Raw genomic sequence first — 24,740 nt, forward strand, 5'->3', positions numbered from 1 at the left:
AATGAATAATCTATAAAATATCTATATAGTTCGTAATTAACTGTGAACAAATCGGATGATTCGTTGACAATGCGTGTTACTTTTATTAAAATACGAAATGGACATCAGGTTATAACAGATATGAGGATCACTTTTTGGGTCTCTAAGCTTAGCTGTTCAATCCTAATGACGAATATAGGAGCGATAAATTTACAATCCTATATGAAGATTAGGATTTTTTTGTTTTTATCTAATCCAGAAATAATTTGAAAGTTGGAGGCTGGCTTTACCATGAACAATTGGTTCAAACTGAAAGAAAGAGGCACGAGTGTTTCAACAGAAATCATCGCAGGGATCACGACATTCTTCACGATGGTATACATAGTGATCGTAAACCCGGGAATCCTCAGCAGCACGGGAATGGAGTTCAACGGGGTATTCATCGCAACGGTTCTTGCGAGCATTGTGGCAACGCTGATTATGGGGATATGGTCCAACTATCCAATCGTTATCGCGCCGGGCATGGGTCTGAATGCTTTCTTTGCCTATAGTGTAGTTGCGGGATATGGTGTGTCTTGGCAGGTTGCACTGGGCGCGGTATTTATCGCAGGGCTTTTGTTTATTGTTTTATCACTTACTTCCTTCCGCTACATGCTGCTCGATGCCATTCCCGCGAGTCTCAAGCACGCGATTACAGCAGGGATCGGACTGTTTATTACGACGGTAGGCTTGCAAAATGCGGGAATTATTGCCGATTCGGAATCGAATTTGATCACCATCGGGAACTTGGCAGAGCCAATGACCTATCTGACGATTATTGGGTTGATTATTACGGTTGTGCTGATGGCTTACAATGTAAAAGGTTATCTGTTCATCGGAATGGTGGTTACCGCGATTCTTGCCTGGATAATGGGACTATTTCAAATGCCGGAATCGATCGTATCTATGCCAGAAGGGCTTACAGCAACGGCTTTCCAACTGGATCTGGCAGGTGTATTCTCCAATGGCTTGTATACGATCATCTTCACCTTCCTGTTAATCACGCTGTTTGATACAACGGGAACGATGCTGGGAGTTGCTGAACAAGCAGGACTCCTGAAGGACGGGAAATTCCCTCGCTCACGCGGTGCGCTCTTGGCTGATGCCGTAGGAACAACCACTGGTGCCTTGCTCGGAACCAGCCCAACATCGGCTTATATCGAGTCCAGCACAGGGGTAGCTGCAGGAGGAAGAACGGGATTGACTGCAGTAACGGTCAGTGTACTGCTTGCGCTTACGCTATTCTTTACACCAATCGTAAGTGTGATATCCGGTATTCCGGCGATTACTTCTCCGGCACTGATTATTGTAGGGTACTTCATGATCAGTGTTATCAGCAAAATCAACTGGAAGGATCTCGAAGAAACATTTCCTGCTTTCCTGATTATCATCCTTACTCCACTAACGCACAGTATTGCGACAGGTATTGGCGTAGGATTCATCTTCTATCCGGTTCTGAAGCTGCTTCGTGGTAAAGGAAAGGATGTTCATCCGGTATTCTACGTGTTTGCGGTATTGTTCTTCATCCAGCTTGTATTTCTGGATCACTAGAAAACGATTTAAAATAGAGGGAGAGCGACCTGTAATTATACAGGCCGCTCTCCTTTTTGGTTTATTTTGTATGGATCTCAAGCACAACCTTACACGATTGAAAGATTCATGAAAGCTTGATAGATAGGAGCTTTTTTCCACTATCGGTATACTTGAACCATTAAGGGCTGCGCAGTGCAGCCATTCATTATGGGAGGAGTTACAGATGGATTTCATTCAAGTGGTACAGAAACTATTACCTGTCGTGGGTGTTGCATTAATAGTCGGTCTCATAGCCTTGGGAATCGTGTTAATAACGTATAGGTTGTATAGAAAAAGAGGTGGAAAACGCATGATAAAATTATGGCAGTTTATAGCCTCATTTTCGTTGATGGGCTGGCTGATCATGGTCATGATGTTAACTACATTTAGCAGAGGCGCTAACTATAGCGGATGGGTAAACCTGGAGTTGTTCAGCGGCTATGTAAGTGCATGGAATCAATGGTCGCTGAGTGAATTCCAGCTTATTATTTTCAATATGTTGATGTTTGCACCACTAGGCTTCCTGCTTCCGCTTCTGGGAATGAAGACACGTGGCTTCAAGTCGATATTAATCATATCGCTGATGATTACAATAGGTATAGAAACATTTCAGATGGTGACAGGCAGAGGGATTTTTGAACTGGATGACATACTGCACAATACGCTCGGCAGTTTAGCGGGATACGGGTTGATGAGTGCAATCCTTGATATCAGGCAAAAAAAGAGAATATCCTTCAAAGCTATGTTTCGTGCGTTCTGTATTCCTTTGACCTTTGTACTGTTATTTACAGGGGCACTTATCATGTATTCCAGCCAAGAACTCGGGAACCTTGCCATTCGTCCAGCCACATCGCAGAAAATGAATCAGGTCCATGTGACGCTAGACACGAAACTGCCCGACCACGCTGAACCCGTAGCACTATATCGAAGCTTTGAGATTCATAACATGGAGTATGCCAAGCAGATGGTCTCATTACTGAGTGATCATTTTCAACTGCAACAGAGAGGTCACATCTCCATTGACGGATTCAACCGAATCTGGAAGCTGTATGACAGCGGAGGGAACGATTACACCTTTAATTACAACATGAATAGCGGTAATTGGTCGTTGGCACCTGATCAGTATGCGACTATTTCAATGCAACCGGAGGTTCTGACAGAAAAAGGAACTGCCTATGGTAAGTGGCTAAGTCAGCATGGATTACTGCCTCAAAAAGCTGAATTTAGTACGCAAAATGAAGATACCGTTCGATGGGATTTGCATATGACCAACTCCGATATGTCAACAGAACAACGAGACTTTGATCATGGGATGATCATCATTGTTCCTGCGGCAGAAGGTCTTATTCCACAGGAATTGTTCTATGCCATGAATAAAAATAAATATATTCGTACTGTTGATGTGAGCAGTCCGGCGCAGGCGTATGAAGAAGTTCTCAGAGGTAATTTCTACATGTATAATGACCTGCAAAAAAACGACAAATTGATTGTAACGGATTATGAATTGACCTATGCCTACGATTCAAAGGGGTATCACCAGCCAGTCTACCAATTCAAGGGGGCTCTCAACGGGGAAGAGTGGAGCACTCAGATACCGGCCTTGAAGAATTAACTACTAAAGAGAAATAAGCAATTGGCCAAGATGAAGACTCACAACATGAACTAGATACGTGAAGAACAAAAAATAGGATGAGATGCTAGGTTACAAAAGCGAGCAAACGGCTCGCTTTTTCTAATTTATTTCTACACCCGGGAAAAGTTTACCCTCTCCAATTCTTTTAGTTTGTTATAACAGTCTTGCCGCGTTCAGATTATGTTTCACTGTCCCCAAAACGTTTCTCTAGACCCACATAATCTCTCGATGATACTATCGAAAACGTGCTAGAAGACTGGGGAATGCAGGAGGATTTTATTCGTGGATCAACTGAAGTACGACAATTTAAAAATGGGTGAACGAGGAGCCATTATTAGCATCATTGCTTATATATGCCTGACCGCATTAAAACTGGTTATCGGTTCCATCGCAGGCTCAGAAGCGCTCAAAGCAGATGGGTTGAATAACGCAACCGATATTGTGGCATCGATCGCAGTCCTTATTGGACTCCGGCTTGCTCAACGTCCAGCAGACAAGGATCATACATATGGTCACTGGAAAGCGGAGACCGTTGCATCATTAGTTGCTTCGTTCATCATGATGGCTGTTGGTTTACAAGTTTTATTTGAAGCCATTGGTTCCGTCTTTCAAGGGGAAAATGAATCGCCTGATCTGATTGCCGCATATACAGGCATTTTCTGTGCTGTTGTGATGTACTTGGTCTATCGCTACAATAAACGACTTGCTACCAAAATCAAGAGCCAGGCGGTCATGGCCGCAGCTCGTGATAATATATCCGATGCTTGGGTAAGTGCCGGTACCGTCATTGGAATTGTAGGCTCGCAGTTTGGCCTGCCTTGGCTTGACCCGGTAACAGCAGTCATCGTAGGTTTCCTCATTTGTAAAACAGCATGGGATATTTTCAAAGAGGCTACTCACCATCTAACAGACGGTTTTGATGTGGAGCTTATTCGGGAGTACAGAAAAACCATTGCTACGATTGATGGGGTAGAGACCGTGAAAGATGTAAGAGCGAGAAGCTACGGAAATAATGCGGTTGTAGACGTCGTTATTACGGTTCGCTCTGACCTGGACATGCAGCAAGCACACGATATATGCACCGATGTTGAAGACGAATTGCTCAGAGAACACGACGTGTATACTGTACATGTACATGTTGAACCCGAGATGTGGGAAGAATCTGTGTAATCGATATAGAAGTTGTAAACCAGTGAACGTTGATTCGTCCATTGGTTTTTTGTTTTTTTCATACATATTTAGGAATGACAAAAGTATCAACTTTGCTCATTAGAATGCACCAATAAAGGCTATTGCCTATATATTGTTGTAGAAAAGGAGCTGACGGATCATGATGAATTATGTTCCAACGTACTATTATCCTGTCTATCGAAAATCAGATCATTTGAGCTGGACGCCAGCCAGTGTCGATCTAAACAGGAAGCTCAGATCACTATGGGAACAGCATGTGTTCTGGACGAGATTAACGGTGAACAGTATCGTCGATGGGCTTGAGGATGTCCAGCCAACAACCGCGAGACTTCTACGCAATCCAAATGATTTCGCGATGGTGCTTGAACCGTTGTACGGGACGGCCATTGCCAATCAATTTGAAACGTTGTTCAGAGAACATTTAACGATTGCCGCAGAACTTGTTAGTAACTTGAAGTCAGGTAACACAACAGCTGCAGCAGATGCTCAGAAACGGTGGTATGCGAATGCAGATGCAATAGCAGCCTTTCTCGCCCAAATTAATCCATACTGGTCCCAAATCGAATGGCAACGGATGATGCATGAGCATTTACGTCTCCTCACGGAAGAAGTAGCAACTCGGATAGCGAAAGATTACGTAAGAAATGTTGCAATAAGTGATTCAATTCAACAGCAGGCGTTAGAGATGGCGGATATGATGACAGGCAGAATTGTACAACAATTCCCGGCGGTATTTCAGTATTAATTAAAATGCATGAAGAGCATCCAATTAAATTTGCTGGATAGTTAAATAAGAGTGTTTAAACTAAAAGTCGCTGTTTAGCGGCTTTTTTTAATTACATTGGGCTGATTTCTTACGCTTGGAAGGAGTTTAGGAACTTCATCCTTTGCATTTTAGGTTGTTCATACTCCGTTCATATTGCATTCATTCAGAGGACAACTTGGTTGGTTAGACTTGCATCAGTAGCCGGAAGGCCATTGTATAGATGACAAGAGGAGCTGAAAGAGATTGACACAACAAGTAGCAAGGGAAGTAAGGAAACGAACATTATTCAAGAAAGTGTTACATATTTTACTTAAAATTATCGCTGTAATCGTAATAGCCATCCTGCTTTTTGTAGCCAGCGCGTATACGTTTAACAAGGTTAGCCGTTATTCAGAACAAAAAAGAACGGAACCTTACGGTCAGCTTGTATCTGTGGATGGGAAGCAGATGAATGTTTCGATTCAGGGGAAAGGCGAAGAGACGGTTGTCCTGCTACCCGGTTATGGAACAGCGGCACCTGCACTTGATTTTAAACCACTTATCGCAGAATTAGCACCATTTTACAAAGTCGTTGTCGTTGAGCCTTTTGGTTACGGATTAAGCGATCAGACTGAGAAGGAGCGCAGCACTGCAAATATCGTAAGTGAAATTCATGAAGCATTACAAAGCCTCGATATTGACCGGTACATTCTCATGGGGCATTCCATATCAGGGATCTATAGTCTGGATTATGTGAACCAATATCCGGACGAGGTGAGAGCATTTATCGGGCTGGATAGCAGTGTTCCAACGCTGAAAGAAGAACAGACCATTGATTCATCGGTGACCACTCCGATTAAATGGTTTCGTAACCTGGGCTTCCACCGCATACAGTTAAAACTAAGCACGGACCCTTATGAAGGACTGCCATATGATCAACAAACCAAAGAGCAAATAGACATCTTCATACGTAAAAACATGTATAACAACACGCAGTTGAACGAGGCAGAGCACATGTATGCCAACTTTACTGAAGCCGAGAAGCTATCGTTCCCTCAAAACTTACCGGTTCTCCTCTTTGTTCAAGCGAATAACGCCGCAACGGATCAATGGGTTCCCGAACATGAGAAGCAAATAAAGGATTCTACACATGCAGAAATGCTCCTAATGGATGCGGGACATTACTTGTATCGTTCCCATCCCCAAGAAATCTCTGAAAAAATCAAGGAGTTTACGAGAGAATTAAAATAATGGAGTGAAGTCCTGTAGGAACCGGTAAGAGGAGAGGGATGGAAGTTACCAAGCGGTCATAGTAAAAGTAGTCATAGGACAACAAGAAGCGAGCTCGTGCTATCAGTGCACGGCTCGCTTCTTGTTGATTACACCTGTCCCAAACGAGAAGGGATAAATGGCTGCCTATTCGCCTTGCTCTCTGGAGTTATGACTTAGCGTGGAGGAATCAAATGTAAAAATGGTGATCATTAAAGGTACCGTTTCGTAAACTTCCGGTTAGGTTAGAGATCAAACTTCACACCGGTTAATTTCTCGCTAAGCTGCCACAATCGTTGTGCTGAGTCAGAGTCAATGGCCCAAGGCAGTACACCTGGCATATCCTGCACAGTAGGTACGGCTCTGGCAATGTTCACATCTAAACAGTACACACCGCCTTGACCTTCCAGAGTCGGACTTGTGGCACACCATACACTCGTTGCTGCTCCTTGCTCTTCTGTCTTGAGGTCCATTCCAAAGTCCAAATTATTCAATTCTTCCTCGGACAGGAAGCGTGACAAATCGGTATAGATTGCACCAGGATGGACAGCGAATGCCCGAATGCCATAATCATACCCGAGTTCATCTAATGAAACGGCAAAAAGGGAGTTTGCAGATTTGGACTGTCCGTAAGCTCTCCATTTCTCATATGGTTCTTGTTCGAAATGCGGGTCTTCAAAATTAACTCCTCCGAACACAATGCCTGAAGAGGAGACCGATACGACTCTAGCGCTTCCTGATTGTTTAAGGGCAGGCCACAAACGTGCAGTGAGCTGGAAATGTCCCAGATGATTGGTAGCGAATTGGGATTCATACCCACGGAAATCTCGGGTTAGAGGAGGAACCATTATACCAGCATTGTTAATAAGAATATCAAGTGGGCGTTGCGATTCCAGGAAACGCTTGGCGAAGGCATCTATGGAAGCAGGGTCCATGAGATCCAGCTCTTCTATCTCAACATGAGGGATATCGGCTAGAGCCATACGAGCCTTCTCTATGGTTCGTGCAGGAACAATGACTGTAGCACCGGCTTCAGCAAGAGCACGTGTGGTCTCCAGTCCAATGCCAGAGTATCCACCAGTTACAATACAAATTTTATCGCTTAGATTGATTTTTTGGAGCGTTTCTTTTGCTGTGGAATGTTTTCCGAAACCTGATGTAATGGGCTCCTGAGGAGTACGATGATAAGTTTTGTTTGAGTGCATGTGTAATTCTCCTTTATGTGATGTGTACATAACATACATCTTAAAGTCAACTTTAAGTCAAGCATCCTCACTCAGGAAGGTTCTTCTTCGAAATCAAATCATCATAGAATCCAATTTTCTGATTGATGCGTTCCAGATTGGATTGGATTTGGGAGATCTGCTCTTCTACGCTTTTTTTGTGTTTGATTAAAATATCTTTTCGGTCTTCAAGCATAGTCTCCACATGATAGCCTAAGTTCATATAGGCTTTCAGGTCTTCAATGCTCATTCCCGTTTCCTTTAAGCAGAGGAGAAATTTCATCAGCAGTACATGTTCTTCCCTGTAAACCCGTCTTCCACCATCATTACGTTCAATTTCGGGGAGAATCCCCTCTTTTTCGTAATATCTGAGAGTCGAAGCATTGATATTCAATATAGATTGCATTTCACTTATGGTATACACGTGCTTCACCTCACAAACTTGAACTCCAATTTTTATATATCTGACTGATAGCTCTTCATATTAATATATCAAGGTATTCGTAGACTACAAAATAACCGTTTGGTCGAAAACGAGAAGGGAGCTAACTATAGTGAAATTCATGGAGTATAGACTTACGGGTCGATCCCAGTTATACATAGTATTGCATTTCAGGTTTTTGCATATTTGGCTTGACCTACATATGGATTTGGTTACTAGGAGCATTTGCCTTTATGACGATAGGCTATATATTGGTGACTTTACCTAGTCCCAGTTTTCAACCATCGCATATCTTAGGCATAAGGAGGTGTGTAATAGTTGACCTTTTCATTGGAGCTTAATCAGATTACTCGCATAAAAGAAAACGCTTTGCGTAAGCACCCGAAAAAGGCCAGCCATCGCTCTTCGACGAAGAAGAAACTGAAGAAGACAAAACCTTGTTATAGTCAGATTCAAAATCATGAGCTTCCAAAAGATCATAAACCTTACTGTAGTAGAGATGCCAATGCTAAGAAATATAATAAGAAAAAGAAGAGCAGAACGTGTAAAAGAGGATGTGCAGGTTGGAGAGGACCACGAGGATTTAGAGGTGTAAAAGGAGATAGAGTCGCAGCCGGGAGTGTTGGTCCAGCGGGTGTGACGGGAGTGACTGGAGCAACCGGAGCTAGAGGCGCAATGGGAGCCACCGGAAGTGTAGGACCAGCGGGTGCACGGGGAGTAACAGGAGCAACTGGGGCTAGAGGCATAACGGGAACCACCGGAAGCGTTGGTCCAGCGGGTGCGCAGGGAGTCACCGGAACAATGGGCGCTACAGGAATTACGGGAGCAACTGGAGGCGTGGGTGCAGCGGGTGCGCAAGGAGTTACCGGAGCAACAGGTGCAACAAGTTCAACGGGAGCAACTGGAGGCGTGGGTGCAGCGGGTGCGCAAGGAGTTACCGGTGCGACAGGCAACACAGGTCCAACGGGAGCCACCGGAGGCGTGGGTGCAGCAGGAGCGACAGGCGTTACCGGAGTCACCGGTGCAACAGGTCTAACCGGAGTAAGCGGAGGCGTAGGTGCAGCGGGTGCGCAGGGAGCCACTGGAGCAACAGGCGCTACTGGTCCAACCGGAGCAAGTGGAGGCGCAGGTGCAGCGGGTGCGCAGGGAGCCACTGGAGCAACAGGTCCAACAGGTCCGACTGGAGCAACTGGAGGCGTGGGTACAGCGGGTGCGCAGGGAGTCACTGGAGCAACAGGCGCTACAGGAGCTACTGGCCCAACCGGTGCCACAGGTTTAACGGGTGCAACGGGCGCTACAGGTTCAACGGGAGTAACCGGTGTGACTGGGGCGACTGGAATTGCTGGCATCGATTCACCGTTTATTGAAACTCTCAAAATAGGAGACATCGATACGTTAATCCCATTTAATGCTGGGAGCGGAAATAATCAGGCCATTGGGGCACTTGCTTTTGATGGTCAAGACTCTACGATCAGTAGACTTGCTGCGTTTGTCACACAAATGGGTACAAATACAGGTACCTTTCAGATGGCAGTGCTGGAGCCAGTCACTGGCACAACAGCAAGTGTCATTGGTGTCACTACGGTAGCAACAACCATAACACCAGGCCTGTTTATATTACCATTAACTGCACCAGTTACTCTTTCAGGTAATACAGTCTATTACTTAGCTGTTTATAATCAAATTAACGGTTCATCCATAGCTGGCCGTACTACAGGAACAGGGACTGTAGATGACGCTATACCAATCAATTTTAGAGTTCAAAATCTTACAGGTTTAGCGGTGGGTGATCTTATTAATACCAGTGATGTCAGTTTGCTGTTATCCCCATGGGTCGCTGGATTAGTATAGCCGATATCCAACCATTGCTTTGTGGAAGAATCGAGGAATAGCTTGTTTCAAGCGTATTGAATATCATTTTATTTGATAAGAAAAGAAAGCCGTAATGGAGCAGCTTGTCAGTCGGCAGGTGCTCCATTGTTTTGTTTACAAGGGAGCCTTTAGAAAATATTTTCCTAGGATTCAATCTCCGCAAGTAAGGGCTTCAACAGATCTCTTGCTGTTGGGTGAAGTGGCTGTAAGGGAAGTAGATAAGCTCCTGGCTTTACATATGGACTACCATTTTTAGTTCTGAAGGAGATAGGCTCGTTCACTTTGCAATGGTAAAATAGCTAAAAAGCTCCAGGGCTTTCACATTTTTCAGCAAAATCAATAGAATAGGGTTCATCACGAAATAACGTAAACTGGGGGTTCTCATGTATAAACTGATGATTGTGGACGACGAATTGTTAATGCGCGTTGGAATTCGTTCCATGCTGAACTGGGAGGAATTTGACTTTTGTGTTGTCGGTGAAGCAGGAAACGGTAAGGAAGGCTTGGAGCTTGCACTCGAAGCTTCTCCCGATCTGATCATTACGGATATCAAAATGCCCATTATGGATGGTCTTAAGCTAATAAAAGAAGCATCCTTAGTACTGAAAAATTGCAAGTATGTCATTCTGAGTAATTTTGATGAACTCCATTATGTGAAGGAAGCATTAAAGCTGGGTGCTGTAGACTACTTGATCAAAAGTGAGATTACAGAAACATCCCTGATCGAACTGCTTACGAAGATCAGGCAGAAACTGCAAAGCGAACAGAACAGTCTGACCCATGTACCATTGGTGCAGCATGATTATTCGAAGAGTTTAAGACATCTCAAGGATAGTTTCTTCCAGGATATTGTAAGCGGATTCATAAGTGAAAAAGATATGATTACCAAAGCCGAAGAACTGCATTTTCGCATACGGTCTGACAGGCTTGTGGTGATCAAGTTTGTCGTGAACTATTACGAGCAAGTGAAGAGGAAATATATTGAGAAAGGAGAAAAGCTGCTCCGCTTTTCGATCGTGAATATTATGGAGGAGATCATTCCATCCAAGTGGAACAAGGAGATTTTAGTTGAAAGTTCATCCGAATATTGGGTTATCGTCAATCTCCCTTCTGGCAGTGGCTCCAGCCAAGTCGACATTAATAAACTGTGCAATAAGCTTCTATCCTCGATCAAGGATTTCATGAATCTATCACTAACGGCTGGTGTAAGTGCAACGGTTTCCGGATTTCGCTTTCTTAGGAAGGCATGTCAAGAGGCAGAGTCCGCGCTAAGGGAGAGTTTCTTTACAGGCAGCAACAGAGTATTGTTTTACGAGAGTCTGGCTCAAGCACCGGCACGATACGAAATAAATGGGATGCTGAGTCCGCAGCAACAAAAAGACATTCATAAGTTGTGGGTAAGCAAAGACGTCAAAGAGGCCGAGAAGTTTCTTGAAATGGTGCGATCGGATCTGGAAGCAAAGGGGGGGGATGAGAACAGCATTCGTAAGCAATATATCACGGTAATGGAAATGCTCCACTCCCATATGACGCGCGATACACGAGGCAGCAAGCCTTACTTAAAGGAAGAGTCGCCCTATGAAAGGGTTCTAAGAGGAGAATATTGGGAGGACATTCATCAGGAAATGCTGACGCATATCGCATATTGCTTTCAAGCCGATTCCCAAATCATGCAGGAGCTTACGTATGCAGATCTGGCCATTCAAATCATTGACAAGTATTATGCCGAGGACATTTCTTTGCAAAGCGTGGCTGGTCAGATTAATGTGAATCCGTCGTATCTTAGCAGAATGTTTAAGCAGGAAAAAGGAGAGAACTTTATCTCCTACTTGACACGGGTTCGAATCGAACATGCCAAGACTTATCTATTAAGCCGCGAATTAAAAGTATATGAGATCGCAGATGCGGTGGGATACCACAATTACACGTATTTCAGTAAGATTTTCAAAAAGTCCGTAGGTGTAACTCCAGAGGAATACCGTGAGCTAGAGCTGGAGTCCAGGTTATCCCGTGAATAGAGGTGCAGCATATGAAGCGTCCAGGACTTTTCCGTATCAAGTACAAAATTTTGGTGATCTGTATGACAGTGATTATCCTTCCGGTGTTCGTAATGACCATCAATTCATATTACTCTTCTGAACGGTTGTTGGCACAGAATTATACCAAGCTGCTAAGCGATCTGGCCAAGCAGACCAATATTCGCATTGACGAGTTTCTTAAAGAAATCGAGAAAATCTCACTGCTGGCCAGTAATGGTCTTAACGACAGTTTGTCTGCGACACATGATGGAAGCTTTCCGATACAGGATTTCCTGCGGGATGGTAAGGAGCAGAATGAGATTGCGGCCTATAATCTGCTAATGAATTACATCATGATGAAGGACCGTGTATTTTCCATTTACCTCTATAACTTGAATGGAGGACAGGATCTGTTCGTTAGTCCACACCAGCCTATAGACCCCAACTTCAAGATGGCGAACGAATTATGGTTTAAAAAGTTTATGCATTCCGATGATCGAACGATTACGTTGACCACCAGGATTGATAAGCAATTGGAAAATAAAATCCTGGCCGTATCACACGCACGTAAGATTCATGATGTGACCAATGGAAAACTGCTCGGAGTGATCGTCGTCAGCATCGATATTAGATTTATAGAGATCGTTAATCGCAACTTGCAGGAAGGGCTTCGCTCCAGATTCATGATCGTTGATGAGGATGACAAAATTGTATACAACGTAAATGACCAGCTGATTGGGACCTTGTTCCGTGACAACGTTCGTCCAGTAGAATCATTGAATATTGTCGTAACCAGCCCGCTAAGTCAGCAAAAGTGGACCACTTATTTATATATGCCTTTGGATGAGCTGACTGCGGATGGCAAAATACTGGGTCGTAATCTCATCATGCTGGCTATCGTCATGTCCCTGTTTGCTGCCATTATTTCGATTTTTCTCTCGCATGTGATCACACGTCCCATCAAGAAACTTTTACGTAATATCGCGCTGGTTGAAAAAGGACAGTTTGAACAGGTGGAAGAGGTTCGATCTCGAGACGAGATCGGACATTTATCCGTTCGCTTCAATAAGATGTCGTATGAGCTGAAACGTATGGTTGAGCGAATGCAAAAAGAAGAAATAGAAAAAGCGGCCGCCGAGATGCGAGCACTTCATGACCAGATCAACCCTCACTTTCTGTACAATACACTTGGATCCGTAAAATGGATTGCATCCATGCAGCAAGCCGACAAAATCGTGGAAATGACAGATGCACTTATTTCGATGCTTCGCTATGCGACCAAGTCGGATGGAACCCTGGTAACCATTCGCGAGGAAGTGGATAATATCATGAATTACGCAACCATACAGAACGTCAGATATTATGGGTCTATTCAGATGAGATATGAGATTGAAAATGATCTACTGGATTATCTTATGCCCAAGATGATTCTACAGCCTATTATTGAAAATGCCATCTTTCACGGTCTGGCCGAAATCGAAGAAGACGGTGTAATTACGATTCGGATTCAGCCGCAGGGTGATAATATTTCAATAGAAGTCTGTGATAATGGTGTCGGTATGGAACATCATGCCATTCGGAGTTTTATGGAAGGAAGGGTCGATCCGGGCAATGGTTCTAATGGAATCGGTCTTCATAATGTGCAGCGGCGCATTCAACTGCATTTTGGCAAACCCTATGGAGTACGGGTAGAGAGTAAGGTGGGAGAAGGTACGATTTTTTCCATCCTGCTTCCTGCTATTGCGAGTGTACCTGAGTAAAAAAATAGAGGCTTGCAGGTGAACCTGCAAGCCTCTTGCGTTATCCTTTGACACTACCAAGTACCAAACCCTTCGTAAAATACTTCTGTAGAAACGGGTAAACGAGCAAGATCGGAATGGCACCCAAAAACATCTGGGCGGCACGCCCGGTTCTGGCGTTCATCATGGAGAGCAGCTGAGTATAATCGGAGCCTGATTTCAGCATGATTTGTTCAAAGCTCTGCAGGAGCGTCTGCAGATAGCTCTGTAATGGATAATTGTCCGGATTGTTCATATAGATAATTCCGTCGAACCAGGAATTCCAATGGGCAACGATACTAAACAACCCAACCGTTGCGAGAGCAGGTTTGAGAAGGGGGAGTAAAATACGGACAAGGACTTGTAAAGGACCTGCACCATCGATAATCGCGGATTCTTCGATCTCTTCTGGCAATCCCCTGATGAAGTTCATGAGAATGACCATACTGAAGACAGGAAGAGCGCCAGGTAATATCAGTGACCAGATCGAATCGATCAATCCCATTTTGACCACCACGAGATAGGTAGGGATTAATCCTCCGTTAAATAGCATGGTCACGATGAAAAATCCCATATATACATTCCGTCCCATTAATTTTTGCTTTGTTTTCGAGAGCGGATACGCCGTAAGCACAATCAGGACAAGATTAACGAGTGTTCCAAGCAGGGTACGTTTGACAGCTACCCAAAGGGAAGAATAGAATGCCCCGCCGGATAATGCAAATTCATACGCTTTTGTCGTAAATTCTACGGGCCAGAATGTAACACTGCCTGCAGACACTGCCGCACTGCTGCTAAATGAAACGGCAAGCAGGTTGATAAATGGCAGAATGCATAGTAGAGAGATGATCATCAATATGGTGTAGTTTATGATATGAAACAGACGTCTACCTATACTATTATCGTTGATCATAGGGATAGCCCTCCTTAGAAGATGCGATAGCCTGCTACCCTATACGCCAGGAAATAAGATAGGGCCATCAGTATGGTGGAAATGATGGATTTGAATAATCCGACAGCGGTACCGATGGAATATTGCGCCTGTTGTATCCCTAAACGATACACATAGGTATCGATAATATCGCCTGTTTGATAGACGACAGGGGAGTATAGGTTATAAATTTGATCAAAACCGGCATTAAGTACATTTCCAAGGGATAATACGGTCATCAGCACAATGGTTGGCATTAGAAGTGGCAAAGTAATATATATGGTCTGCTTCCACCTTTTGGCTCCATCAATCACAGCGGCTTCATATAGCCCGGGATCAATACTCGTTAGGGCTGCTAGATAAACAACGGTACCAAAGCCAAAGCCCTTCCAGATATCACTTATAATCATGGTCCACGGAAAAATGGATGGTGTGCCTAGAAATGAGATTTTCTCTATCCCGAATACCCCTAAAAACGAATTAACGATGCCGTCGGCACTAAGTATATCGAGCATAATTCCAGCCATGATGACCCAAGAGAGGAAGTTGGGGATATAAACAAGGGTTTGGAACGTGCGTTTGACTGCGCTTCTTACGACCTCGTTCAGCAGTAAGGCGAAGATAACAGGTACAATAATGCCGCCGATGATCTTGAAGACAGACATATAGAGCGTGTTCCAGATCGTCCTAACGAAATTGGGCTGATTAAACACGTGTGAGAAATTGTCCCATCCTACCCATGGAGAATTGAACCCCAGCCCCGGATTGTATTTCTGAAAGGCAATAACGAGTCCGTAGAATGGGATGTAACTGAAGATGAAAACCAAAATTAGGCTAGGTATCAACATTAAATGGTAGGGACTCTGCTGCTTTAATTTTCTCAGCATTCATTTTCCTCCGTTCACGGTAATAAGATCGAATCTCCGGCAAAATAAAAGGGGAGAGAAGTTAAAATTCCTCATCCCCGCTACCAAACCTATTTATTTCCCGTAAGCTTCATTGACTGCACGAGTCGCTTCATCCCCGCCGGCAGCTCTCCAGTTCTGAACAATCACATCGAAGTAATCGATACTTTCCGTACCCATAATGATCTTGGTGAATCCTTCGGTCAGAATATCATCCAGAGTTGTGCCGTAGCTCGCCAGCGCTTCTGGGGTTACTCCCCATAAACCTGTCTTGACATAGTTCTCGCTATCGAGCACTTTTTTCGCAAGACCATAAGCATTCTTAGGAGCCCCTTGCTGCAAATAGTCACCGACTGCTCCTGGCGTTGCATTTTCCATGAATTCAACACTGTTGTTATATTTTTGCCACATTCCCGAAGTGGTGAGGCCGCTGGTGTCCTTGGACTGAAGCGCAGCGGATACCGCCTCAAACTGCTCATAGTCGGAGTTCGGATTAAGTACACGGAAAGCTCCAACCACGTGAGCGATATCGTTGTCCAGTAAGGCGGATAACGTTTCTTTGGATTCCTTGCCCTGGCCCTCATCTACGATATAAGCGTAGTCGTTCAGGATTTTAATGACTTCTTCAGCATGTTCAAATCCCTTTTTCATGACAATATAGTTGCCGTTCGCAAAAGAGATCGATTGTTTTGCTTCCTTACCGTCGATTGTGGGGATGATATACGGATAGAAGATGGCGTCCTTGCCCAAATTGGCTACCGTATCAACTCCAGGGTTATAGCCCCACCATTGATAGTAAGGCTGCATGCCCACTTTGCCGGCGACAATATCGGCATTCATGGCATTAAAGTCCTTGATCGCGAATTCCGGATCAATGATGCCAAGCTTATACCATTCGGCCCATTCAGCCAGTGCTGCTTTCATCTCCGGTTGAATTGAGCCATATACGAGCTCTCCGCTGCTATCCTCGATCCAAATATCCGGATGGGCGTTCCATGCGATGGCGAGCAGATTCAGATAATCCAGCGATTGATCTACCGCCATGCCATAACCACCGTGCTTTTCCATAAATTTCAGTGCGATATTCTTGATATCTGCCACTGATTTTGGATCTTCGAGGCCGAGTTCTTCCTTCCAGTCGTTCCTGATCCAGACGAAGTCCGGTTGATCAATTAAACCCCAGTGCATTTGAGGTATCCCGTACAATTGGCCGTCCTTTTTACCCGATTCGAAACTGTCTGCATCCGCTTTCATATATCCTTTGAGACGGTCGGAGGCGTGCTGTTCAAATGCATCTGTAAGATCCATGACCATATCTGCTTCGACTAATTGCCGTAGTTGTGAAGGATTCACCCGAAAGACGTCAGGAAGATCGTTCGATGATATGGCCAAATTCAGTTTGGTATCGTATTCATCACTAACCCAGTCTGTTTTTACATCAATATTAAGTTTCTCTTTGTATCTCCTGATCCACACATTGTTGGTGATATCGTCACCCTTAGGATATTTGGCCGAAGTGTATTCAGAGGTTACCGTGTGAATGGTTACAGTTCCAGCCTCGTTGGTTTCTGAGTCTGTGTTCGTTGGACTTTTCCCGGAGCTGCCCTCACTCGTGCACGCGGCCAATAATAAGGATGAGATGCATAATGACAACATGACCAATTTGCTTTTCTTGTTCATTTCTTTTCCCCCTTATTAGCAATATTTCAGCAAATCTATTCTTGAAAATATTGTAATCTAGAAAGGGATAACGCGATATCAAAGTTATTGACGAGAACGCGTTCATTTTTTACTTTTGAATCAGAGAGGAGAATGGAGAAGAGGAGAACGTGCACATATTTTACTTTGGACTAAACCTTTTTTTACTCAGGAATTGGGTTTTGGTTTTTTCAATACGGAAGCAGAAGGAGTGCGCGATTCATATAAGTCAAAATCAAAGCAAATTCAATGATGTAAATCAGCTGATCTCCCGGGCTAACACCCAACCCAAATCGTAACGCTGGGCATAAAGTGGTGTTAGGTCAATTACCTATAAGGAGTGAATCTGAAAATATGTCATACCCACAATCCATTTTTCCCTATCCTGCTAATCCCTTGGGACTTCAAAATTGCATTAATCGTTTCACGTATATGTGGCTTAGGAATGGAGACAACTTTTGGTTTTTCTTGACAGCGGTCGGTGAATTCAGAGCCTATGGCTACAGATTTTTTGGCGGGAGATGGAATCAGTATTCAATAGGATTGAGTGAGATTCGTTCCTTCAATTGTTCTCCGGTTCCAACGTTATATTAAAACAAAGCACCGAAGCTGCCGAGTAATTGGGCAGCTTTTTTTGTGTTGTTTGTGGTTGAAGGTTATGTCAAACGAATAGTAAATGATTAAAAACCGTTAATCTAAAATGATTTACGGTTTTATTTTACTTGGTTTAATACATGAAGGGTGGCTAACGAATAACAGTTCGTACAACGCTTGAATCATGAACGTTCAAATATAGCTTGACCTAAAGTTAACTCTAAGAGCTATACTATCTAAAGGTTTAAAGTAATGTTTAGAGAGAGGTATGGAACAATGATTAAAAGCAACAAATGGAATGTTGCAGGCCTGGCCTTGTTATTGGGTTTATTTTCAACCTTGGGCCCATTCACGATCGACATGTACTTACCAGCATTTCCTGAGATTGCATCAACGTTCAATACGAACGCTTCACTTGTTCAGTTCAGTCTAACTGCTTGCTTACTAGGGCTGGGTGCGGGACAACTGGTCATGGGACCACTGAGCGATGCTTATGGAAGACGTACACCGCTACTGATCTCCATGGCAGCCTATATCATCTGTTCATTAGCGTGCGCCTACGCTCCGAATATTGGTCTGTTGATTTTGTTTCGCTTCACTCAAGGTTTCTCGGCTTCAGCAGGAATCGTTATTTCCCGCGCGATAGCTCGCGACCTTTACAGTGGACATGAGCTTACCAAGTTTTTCTCCTTATTATTGCTCGTAGGGAATTTGGGGCCTTTGGCAGCACCGATCGCAGGCAGTGGCGTTCTTTCATTTACGACATGGATTGGTGTGTTCATTTCACTCTCCGTTCTGGGAGTTTTCTTATGGGCAATGACTAAATGGCGTCTGAAAGAGACGAACCCGCCGGAACGACGCGTTGCTCCTAACTTCAAACTTCAGTTACGTAACTATGGACAGCTTCTACGTGACCGGAAGTTCGTAGGTTACATGCTGGCACAGGGAATTATGACGGCTGGGGTTTTTGCATATGTAGCAGGCACACCTTTTATCTATCAAAATATATATGGAGTCACGCCGACGGTTTTTGCTATATTATTTGCTTCCAACGGGATCAGCTTGATCATCGGCTCTCAGCTTGTAGGCCGGTTGGCACAGCGAATCTCTGAGCAGACGCTCCTATTATCGGGACTATGGCTTGCACTAGTGGCAAGTATTGCTGCCTTGATGGTGACGCTGGCTCACGGCCCTCTTTTTGCTCTGGTTATACCGCTGTTCTTCTTTGTATGTTCTATCGGGATTACGTCAACAGCAGCATTTCCACTTGCCATGGAGAGTCAAGCCAAAAGTGCCGGAAGTGCCGCAGCATTACTTGGGGTTGTTCCCTTCTTGCTTGGCGCGTTAGTCGCTCCGTTGGTGGGAATTGCCGGTGAAGATACAGCTGTTCCATTGGGCCTTACTTTGTTAGGGACGAGTATTGTTGCTATTATCACTTACTTCGTACTGGTTAGAAAGATACCCGATCATACTGATGAGGTTCAGTCCGATCTCAACATGTAGATATACGAGTCCTAAAACATTGTACTTTGAAAAGTCGCTAATACCATTTAGCGGCTTTTTTTATATATAGGGACCATACGCCTAGTTAGGAGCAGGAATAAGAACGTGTACGAATAGCTATACCTGAAAAGAACGTTCTCCAATAAATAATCAGAGAATTGAAAATTCATCTACAGGCATAAAGTAAGGTAATGATATTGTTTGAGGCTTTAACTACAACACAGTATGTAAAACCGCAGCTAAGCGCTAAGCTCGACTGCGGGCAACAATCTAATAATGCAGTTCAAGAACAGATCTGAAAAAGTTCCCTCAGGAAATCAAAAAACATAATTACACTGGAGCAACCATAATCTAAGTTGATTTCGCACCTCTCAGAAAGATACCTACTAACCTTTGGCCCAGTGCAAGATTAGATTCATACTTTTGCGGGGTGTTCTCCCGATTGCCCATTAACATCAGGGTCGAAAAAGTCTCAGCTAAGAACATGGGATCGTCTTCGCGGAGAGTTTGCTGGTCCATGGCCAATTGGAAATGGGTCGCCAATACCTCATGAATGCGAGCCTCGGCTTCTCTAATTTCCTGAATTTGATTTTTCTCAAGAAAAGGCTCAGCTTCTCTAATCATGGTTTCAACCTCTGCATGCGGGTTCGCCAGCCTGGCCTCGGCCAACCGTACAAGTCCATCTTCCAGATGTTCAGCATGATCAAGAAAGTCTGAAGTTACTCGGCGTACATTCTGGAACATGGTAATCATAGCAACCTTAAAAAGTTCAGGCTTGCTAGCAAAGTGATAGTATATGGTCGGCTTAGACACATTGCATCGTTTTCCAATTTGTTGGAGCGTGACAGTTTCGTAGCCGTATTCCTTGAACAATTTGGAAGCAGTTAAAATGATCGTTTGCTGTACGGAAATTTTGGTGTCCGCTTGCTTGGGTCTTCCGGGCAAACGTTTGGGTGATTTATCTGGCATTGCACACTCTCCTCCATGAATATTTTATGACAAACCTCGTTCATAAGCAAAATCAACTTGTAATTATATTTACCGGTAAGTATAATTTGTATGAAATGAAACGAGTAATGAATAAAGGTGGAATGAAGTTGAAGACAGCAAAACGCAGTAACAAGTGGAAAAAGGTACTCATTTGGTCTTGTCTATCCGTAATTATAGTTGTGATCGGACTTTTCGTTTATCTCCAATCCGTCACGTATAGTCCGTCGGAAAGAGCCGAAGCAGCCATGAACCCGGATAGTCAGGTTAGCATCAATAAGATCAAAAATGGCTATCGGTTTGAACGGGTGGGTACCGAGATCGTGGAACCTAACATCATTTTTTATCCGGGAGGTCTAGTGGAACCAGCCAGTTATGCTCCGTTTGCCAGAAAATTGGCAGAAGAAGGACATAGAGTCTATATTGCCGATATGCCTTTCAATTTGGCCATGTTTGGGGAAAACAAGGCGGATTCTTTTATTGAGGAACATCCAGACGAAGCCTTTGTAATTGGTGGCCATTCGCTGGGAGGAGTTTTTGCATCACGGTATGCTGCCGAGCACACAGACACGCTGGACGGTGTCTTTTACTTAGCATCCTACGCCGATGAGAGTGGAAGCCTAAAGGAGACGGACTTGTCAGCCTTACAGATCACTGGTACAGATGATGGAGTGCTGAATTTCGAACGATGGGAAGAATCCAAAATAAATCTTCCTCAAAACACGACATATGTAAGCATCAAAGGCGGTAATCATGGGCAGTTTGGCTCGTACGGGGAACAAAAAGGAGATCATGCACCAGCAATTACTGAGGAACAGCAATTGGAGGAAGTAGTAGCTGGACTCGAAGCATGGTTTAACCAGATAAATCGCTAATAGCTAGTTGTGAATCTTCGAATCCTTGATTGGAAACTATTTATAATTACCTTCGTATGTACTATGATACATAGAAGGGAAAATAAGGAATCACTTCAAGGAGGAAGATGGTTGAAAAAGAGCACAAAATGGGTATTATGGATTTTGGGATTCATGCTGGGTGCAATTTTTATTAATTTTTTCATGAATTTATTCAGTTTCGCTTATGCCTTGATTACTGTACTTTTACTTGCCTTAATGGGATGGGGATTCGTAGTAAAGTTAAAGAATGATGTTCGTCAGCACGAAGATCATTATCGAAGAGAGTCGCATTCTGAGATAAACGATATTGAAAGGTACACAAGGTAGATCATATCACATACCTCACAGAAAACAGCCGCCTATTTTAAGGCGGTTTTTCTATTTCATTGGCAAGGATGATGTACTTGGTACAGGGGTGCAAAACACTGTTTTCGTTCTGCACCTCTATTTAAATTAGCTTTTCTTTTTTAGGTTAAATGAAAGTCAAAGTCTTTACCAGTGAGATTAAGTGATCCTGATCGGCCCACAAGATGAAATAGGAATACGTACTTCCATGAATCACAACAGGCGTAGGGTATTTGACAATAAGTGCCGCCTGATTTCTCATTTCTACGGCTTGGTCTTCTGAAGGAAATATGAAACAGGCTTCCTGTGCTTGAACCAATGCAGGAAAGATTCGTGGATTGGTTCCATAAGGTTGCAGGACATGGAAGGCTTCGGCTCTGCATACTGCGTGAATTTCCTCTTCGGAAGATATCGCCGATATCTGAAAAAATCCGTCCGATCCTTCGAATCGTTCTTCGGTCACTTTGCGCCAGTTTCGCGGATAATAGAAGGATACCTTGTATACCTGGTTTAGGTATAATTTATAGGAATCATGTTCATGGAATTGTGGTGACCAGGCTAGAGATGTAATCCACTTGGCTTCAACAATTTTAGTCGGATGATTAGGGTGATCTAAATCAATAACCCAAATTTCGTCTGCTTGTTCTTGATTGCTGCATCCTGATAAGTATGCAAGTCGTTTCCCGTCCGGAGACCAACTAAGCGGGGTGGAGAAACAGGTGGAGACCGCCCATGTTTTTTGCTGCCCGCCAGCTCGGCTGTCAGTCTGGATGAATGAAACGTATTGATTATTCACGATATCTGTGGCGCTGTATGCGACTGTCGCAGAGTCTGGAGACCATTCGGGAAAATAGTTCTTGGCCTGTGGTCCACCTTGGAGTTGGGAGCTTACTCCTGTTGATAAATTCACGGTAGTGATTAAGGAAATGCTGGCCCCTGGGGATGTATATAGAGCAAACTCTCCATTCGGAGATATTCTGACATTGTGGAGTGGCCCCTCCGTATTACGAGTTAATTGCTGTTTGTTCATGCCATCCCGGTTGATCTTATATAATTGAGTGATGCCTGCTTCATCTGGTGCTGCATACAGGAAAGCTTCTCCAGAGGGAAACCATTGAACATCGGTGACTCTATATTGAACGATCGAGCCGCTGGTATGCGTGTAGATATTGTAGATCACAATCCGATGGTCCTTTACATAAGTCAAGTAATGACTATCCGGTGACCAGCTCAGTAATGTATAAGGTTCAATTTGATCAATCTGTGCCCATGTTCTGCTGTTAAGATTCAATACCATCACAGTATTATTCTTGCCAATAAAGGCGATATGCTGAAGATCCGGGGACCAATATGGAATTGAAAACTCTTCACCAAGATTCTGGGTTAGCTTCATGGTCCGAGCTGTTAAAGCGTGATAAAGCCAAATGTCGTACGAACCACCCCCAACATTAGAATTAAAAAGGATTGCTTCACGATCAGTACGATTCATATGCCAATCCGTCCTTCCATTCGAATTCCTACAATATATTCAAGAATGGTAAATGGGCGAATTATTTATTATCGTACCTTATGTTATAAAGCTTGAGGACATAAATACAGATAACAGGCACATGGCATATCAATGGCCTTCTCATTGTATGATCACAAAATAAAGGCATCGTTCTGATAAGAACGTGCCTTTATTACTTCGTTACCTATTTACGATTTACATGAACATATCCATAATCAGAACACCAGCAAGTCCCACAAGTGAGATTATCGTGACCATGACGGACCAGGTTTTTATCGTTTTACCGATACTAAGATTGAAGTACTCCTTGTAGATCCAGAATCCTGCATCATTGACATGAGAGAAGGTAACGCTACCGGCACCCGCTGCGAGAACCATCAATTCGGGACTTACGCCCGTTGCAGCAACCAGAGGTGCGGCTATACCAGCTGCTGTCATACCGGCTACGGTTGCAGAACCGACAGCAATTCTTAAGATTGCTGCGATCAGCCAGGTTAACAGGAGTGGAGAGAGGGTCGAGCCTGACATGAGATCAGAAATATATTGGTCAATATGACTGTCGATCAAAACTTGCTTAAATGCACCACCACCGGCGATGATTAAAAGGATCATTCCGATTCCGCTTACAGATTCGCTCAGTGAGGTCATAATCTCAGGCATTTTTTTGCCCAGATTTAACCCGAAAGTAAAGATAGCCACAATAACTGAAATTAACAGAGCGACATTTGCATTACCGATAAAGTCCGTTACTGGCGAAATTGCTGATTCAGGAGCAAAAATCTCAACAATGGTTTGAAGTGCGATCAAAATGACCGGTAGAAGAGCTGTAAAAAGACTGATTCCGAATTTAGGAAGTTCTTCTTCTTTGAATTCCTTCGGATTAAATAGACCTTTAGGGATATCAATCTGCAATGCTTCTTTTTTAAACAGCTTGGTGTAAACAGGACCCGCAAGGATAAAGGCAGGGATCGCAATAATTATACCCAGGATCATCGTTAATCCGATGTTGGCTCCAAAAACGTTAGCAACGGCTGTCGGTCCAGGATGAGGAGGCACGAATCCGTGCATGGTGATCAGCGCTGCAATAACGGGCATTCCCAGATACAGAACTGGCACGCGTGCAGCTCTCGCGATGGTAAATACCAATGGAATTAATACCACTACACCTGTTTCAAAGAATAAAGCGATTCCAACAATAGCCGCCGTAATAACTGCCGCTAGCTGAGTCCGTTTTTGACCGAAGGCACCTATCATGGTTGTGGCAATACGCTGGGCACCACCTGAATCAGTCATTAGTTTCCCGAGGATACCTCCGAAAATAATAATCATCGTTAAATGTCCGAGCGTCCCACCCAGACCGGATTCGATGGATTCGACAGCTTGAATCGGTGTCATTCCTTCCAGTACGCCAACCGCCAGGGATACAATAATGAGTGATATGAAAGCGTTTAACTTAAAAGCCATCATTAATATGAGCAGTAAAATGACCCCAATGGTAACAGAGATAATTGGCATATATTTTTCCTCTTTTCTATATTGGCTTGATCAAAGAGACCACAATGTAAGGAGTGCACGATTGATTTTTGTTATATTTATTCATCAGTGTTACT

General features: G+C 43.8%; 19 protein-coding genes. 11 read left to right on the plus strand and 8 right to left on the minus strand.

The window, feature by feature from the left end; genetic code table 11:
- Positions 1-270: 270 nt before the first annotated feature.
- The 5 genes from ABIC22_RS22135 (at position 271) to ABIC22_RS22155 (ending at position 6,410) form a co-directional block, all read left to right on the plus strand.
- Positions 271-1,569, plus strand: coding sequence for an NCS2 family permease (locus ABIC22_RS22135; protein WP_095286656.1), 1,299 nt, complete (start codon positions 271-273; stop codon positions 1,567-1,569).
- Positions 1,570-1,900: 331 nt separating this feature from the next.
- Complete coding sequence (locus ABIC22_RS22140; protein WP_354483805.1) at positions 1,901-3,202, plus strand: VanZ family protein; 1,302 nt, start codon at positions 1,901-1,903, stop codon at positions 3,200-3,202.
- A 303-nt stretch (positions 3,203-3,505) separates the two neighbouring features.
- Positions 3,506-4,393: a cation diffusion facilitator family transporter gene (locus ABIC22_RS22145; protein WP_354483807.1), complete on the plus strand. Its 888-nt coding sequence runs from the start codon at positions 3,506-3,508 to the stop codon at positions 4,391-4,393.
- 160 nt (positions 4,394-4,553) lie between these two features.
- Positions 4,554-5,159 carry an acetylglutamate kinase gene (locus tag ABIC22_RS22150; protein WP_354483809.1) on the plus strand — a complete coding sequence of 202 codons (606 nt, stop codon included), beginning with the start codon at positions 4,554-4,556 and terminating at the stop codon, positions 5,157-5,159.
- 264 nt (positions 5,160-5,423) lie between these two features.
- A complete protein-coding gene (locus ABIC22_RS22155) occupies positions 5,424-6,410 on the plus strand; it encodes an alpha/beta fold hydrolase (RefSeq protein ID WP_354483811.1) in 987 nt (328 codons plus the stop codon).
- A 263-nt stretch (positions 6,411-6,673) separates the two neighbouring features.
- Here ABIC22_RS22155 and ABIC22_RS22160 read toward each other — a convergent pair whose 3' ends face one another.
- On the minus strand, positions 6,674-7,633 hold the full coding sequence (locus ABIC22_RS22160; protein WP_354483813.1) for an oxidoreductase: 960 nt from the start codon (positions 7,631-7,633) through the stop codon (positions 6,674-6,676).
- 67 nt (positions 7,634-7,700) lie between these two features.
- Positions 7,701-8,084: a MerR family transcriptional regulator gene (locus ABIC22_RS22165; protein WP_354483815.1), complete on the minus strand. Its 384-nt coding sequence runs from the start codon at positions 8,082-8,084 to the stop codon at positions 7,701-7,703.
- Positions 8,085-8,738: 654 nt separating this feature from the next.
- Between ABIC22_RS22165 and ABIC22_RS22170 the strand changes: the two genes are divergently transcribed.
- The 3 genes from ABIC22_RS22170 to ABIC22_RS22180 all read left to right on the plus strand — a co-directional run bounded on the left by ABIC22_RS22170 (position 8,739) and on the right by ABIC22_RS22180 (position 13,743).
- Entirely contained in the window at positions 8,739-9,944 is a 1,206-nt protein-coding gene (locus ABIC22_RS22170) for a collagen-like protein (RefSeq protein ID WP_354483817.1), read from the plus strand.
- Between the two features lie 404 nt (positions 9,945-10,348).
- Positions 10,349-11,983 carry a helix-turn-helix domain-containing protein gene (locus ABIC22_RS22175; protein WP_354483819.1) on the plus strand — a complete coding sequence of 545 codons (1,635 nt, stop codon included), beginning with the start codon at positions 10,349-10,351 and terminating at the stop codon, positions 11,981-11,983.
- A gap of 11 nt (positions 11,984-11,994) precedes the next feature.
- Positions 11,995-13,743 carry a cache domain-containing sensor histidine kinase gene (locus tag ABIC22_RS22180; protein WP_153978845.1) on the plus strand — a complete coding sequence of 583 codons (1,749 nt, stop codon included), beginning with the start codon at positions 11,995-11,997 and terminating at the stop codon, positions 13,741-13,743.
- A 40-nt stretch (positions 13,744-13,783) separates the two neighbouring features.
- On the opposite strand, the gene ABIC22_RS22185 is transcribed toward ABIC22_RS22180, so the two are convergent.
- The 3 genes from ABIC22_RS22185 to ABIC22_RS22195 form a co-directional block, all read right to left on the minus strand.
- On the minus strand, positions 13,784-14,674 hold the full coding sequence (locus ABIC22_RS22185) for a carbohydrate ABC transporter permease (RefSeq protein WP_336781790.1): 891 nt from the start codon (positions 14,672-14,674) through the stop codon (positions 13,784-13,786).
- A gap of 14 nt (positions 14,675-14,688) precedes the next feature.
- A complete protein-coding gene (locus ABIC22_RS22190; RefSeq protein WP_095357605.1) occupies positions 14,689-15,579 on the minus strand; it encodes an ABC transporter permease in 891 nt (296 codons plus the stop codon).
- A 93-nt stretch (positions 15,580-15,672) separates the two neighbouring features.
- Positions 15,673-17,277 carry a type 2 periplasmic-binding domain-containing protein gene (locus ABIC22_RS22195; protein WP_354483822.1) on the minus strand — a complete coding sequence of 535 codons (1,605 nt, stop codon included), beginning with the start codon at positions 17,275-17,277 and terminating at the stop codon, positions 15,673-15,675.
- Positions 17,278-18,165: 888 nt separating this feature from the next.
- Here ABIC22_RS22195 and ABIC22_RS22200 point away from each other — a divergent pair.
- The gene (locus ABIC22_RS22200) at positions 18,166-19,392 is read left to right on the plus strand and encodes a multidrug effflux MFS transporter (RefSeq protein ID WP_354483823.1); all 1,227 of its coding nucleotides are present in this window, start codon (positions 18,166-18,168) and stop codon (positions 19,390-19,392) included.
- Between the two features lie 351 nt (positions 19,393-19,743).
- On the opposite strand, the gene ABIC22_RS22205 is transcribed toward ABIC22_RS22200, so the two are convergent.
- Entirely contained in the window at positions 19,744-20,361 is a 618-nt protein-coding gene (locus ABIC22_RS22205) for a TetR/AcrR family transcriptional regulator (protein WP_354483824.1), read from the minus strand.
- A 122-nt stretch (positions 20,362-20,483) separates the two neighbouring features.
- Between ABIC22_RS22205 and ABIC22_RS22210 the strand changes: the two genes are divergently transcribed.
- Entirely contained in the window at positions 20,484-21,254 is a 771-nt protein-coding gene (locus tag ABIC22_RS22210; protein ID WP_483312561.1) for an alpha/beta hydrolase, read from the plus strand.
- 111 nt (positions 21,255-21,365) lie between these two features.
- Complete coding sequence (locus tag ABIC22_RS22215; protein WP_354483828.1) at positions 21,366-21,602, plus strand: hypothetical protein; 237 nt, start codon at positions 21,366-21,368, stop codon at positions 21,600-21,602.
- 145 nt (positions 21,603-21,747) lie between these two features.
- On the opposite strand, the gene ABIC22_RS22220 is transcribed toward ABIC22_RS22215, so the two are convergent.
- Together ABIC22_RS22220 and ABIC22_RS22225 are read right to left on the minus strand one after the other, a co-directional pair.
- Positions 21,748-23,109, minus strand: coding sequence for a TolB family protein (locus ABIC22_RS22220; protein ID WP_354483830.1), 1,362 nt, complete (start codon positions 23,107-23,109; stop codon positions 21,748-21,750).
- 216 nt (positions 23,110-23,325) lie between these two features.
- Positions 23,326-24,645: a gluconate:H+ symporter gene (locus ABIC22_RS22225; RefSeq protein WP_354483832.1), complete on the minus strand. Its 1,320-nt coding sequence runs from the start codon at positions 24,643-24,645 to the stop codon at positions 23,326-23,328.
- Between the last annotated feature and the right edge of the window lie 95 nt (positions 24,646-24,740).

The organism is Paenibacillus sp. PvP094 (assembly GCF_040546835.1).
GTDB classification, from domain to species: domain Bacteria; phylum Bacillota; class Bacilli; order Paenibacillales; family Paenibacillaceae; genus Paenibacillus; species Paenibacillus illinoisensis.

What these genes read in the sequence shown, in the direction of transcription:
- ABIC22_RS22135 (WP_095286656.1), top strand. Translation starts at nt 271, where the DNA reads ATGAACAATTGGTTCAAACTGAAAGAAAGAGGCACGAGTGTTTCAACA.
- ABIC22_RS22140 (WP_354483805.1), top strand. Translation starts at nt 1,901, where the DNA reads ATGATAAAATTATGGCAGTTTATAGCCTCATTTTCGTTGATGGGCTGG.
- ABIC22_RS22150 (WP_354483809.1), top strand. Translation starts at nt 4,554, where the DNA reads ATGATGAATTATGTTCCAACGTACTATTATCCTGTCTATCGAAAATCA.
- ABIC22_RS22160 (WP_354483813.1), bottom strand. Translation starts at nt 7,633, where the DNA reads ATGCACTCAAACAAAACTTATCATCGTACTCCTCAGGAGCCCATTACA.
- ABIC22_RS22175 (WP_354483819.1), top strand. Translation starts at nt 10,349, where the DNA reads ATGTATAAACTGATGATTGTGGACGACGAATTGTTAATGCGCGTTGGA.
- ABIC22_RS22180 (WP_153978845.1), top strand. Translation starts at nt 11,995, where the DNA reads ATGAAGCGTCCAGGACTTTTCCGTATCAAGTACAAAATTTTGGTGATC.
- ABIC22_RS22185 (WP_336781790.1), bottom strand. Translation starts at nt 14,674, where the DNA reads ATGATCAACGATAATAGTATAGGTAGACGTCTGTTTCATATCATAAAC.
- ABIC22_RS22190 (WP_095357605.1), bottom strand. Translation starts at nt 15,579, where the DNA reads ATGCTGAGAAAATTAAAGCAGCAGAGTCCCTACCATTTAATGTTGATA.
- ABIC22_RS22195 (WP_354483822.1), bottom strand. Translation starts at nt 17,277, where the DNA reads ATGAACAAGAAAAGCAAATTGGTCATGTTGTCATTATGCATCTCATCC.
- ABIC22_RS22200 (WP_354483823.1), top strand. Translation starts at nt 18,166, where the DNA reads ATGATTAAAAGCAACAAATGGAATGTTGCAGGCCTGGCCTTGTTATTG.
- ABIC22_RS22205 (WP_354483824.1), bottom strand. Translation starts at nt 20,361, where the DNA reads ATGCCAGATAAATCACCCAAACGTTTGCCCGGAAGACCCAAGCAAGCG.
- ABIC22_RS22210 (WP_483312561.1), top strand. Translation starts at nt 20,484, where the DNA reads ATGAAGTTGAAGACAGCAAAACGCAGTAACAAGTGGAAAAAGGTACTC.
- ABIC22_RS22220 (WP_354483830.1), bottom strand. Translation starts at nt 23,109, where the DNA reads ATGAATCGTACTGATCGTGAAGCAATCCTTTTTAATTCTAATGTTGGG.
- ABIC22_RS22225 (WP_354483832.1), bottom strand. Translation starts at nt 24,645, where the DNA reads ATGCCAATTATCTCTGTTACCATTGGGGTCATTTTACTGCTCATATTA.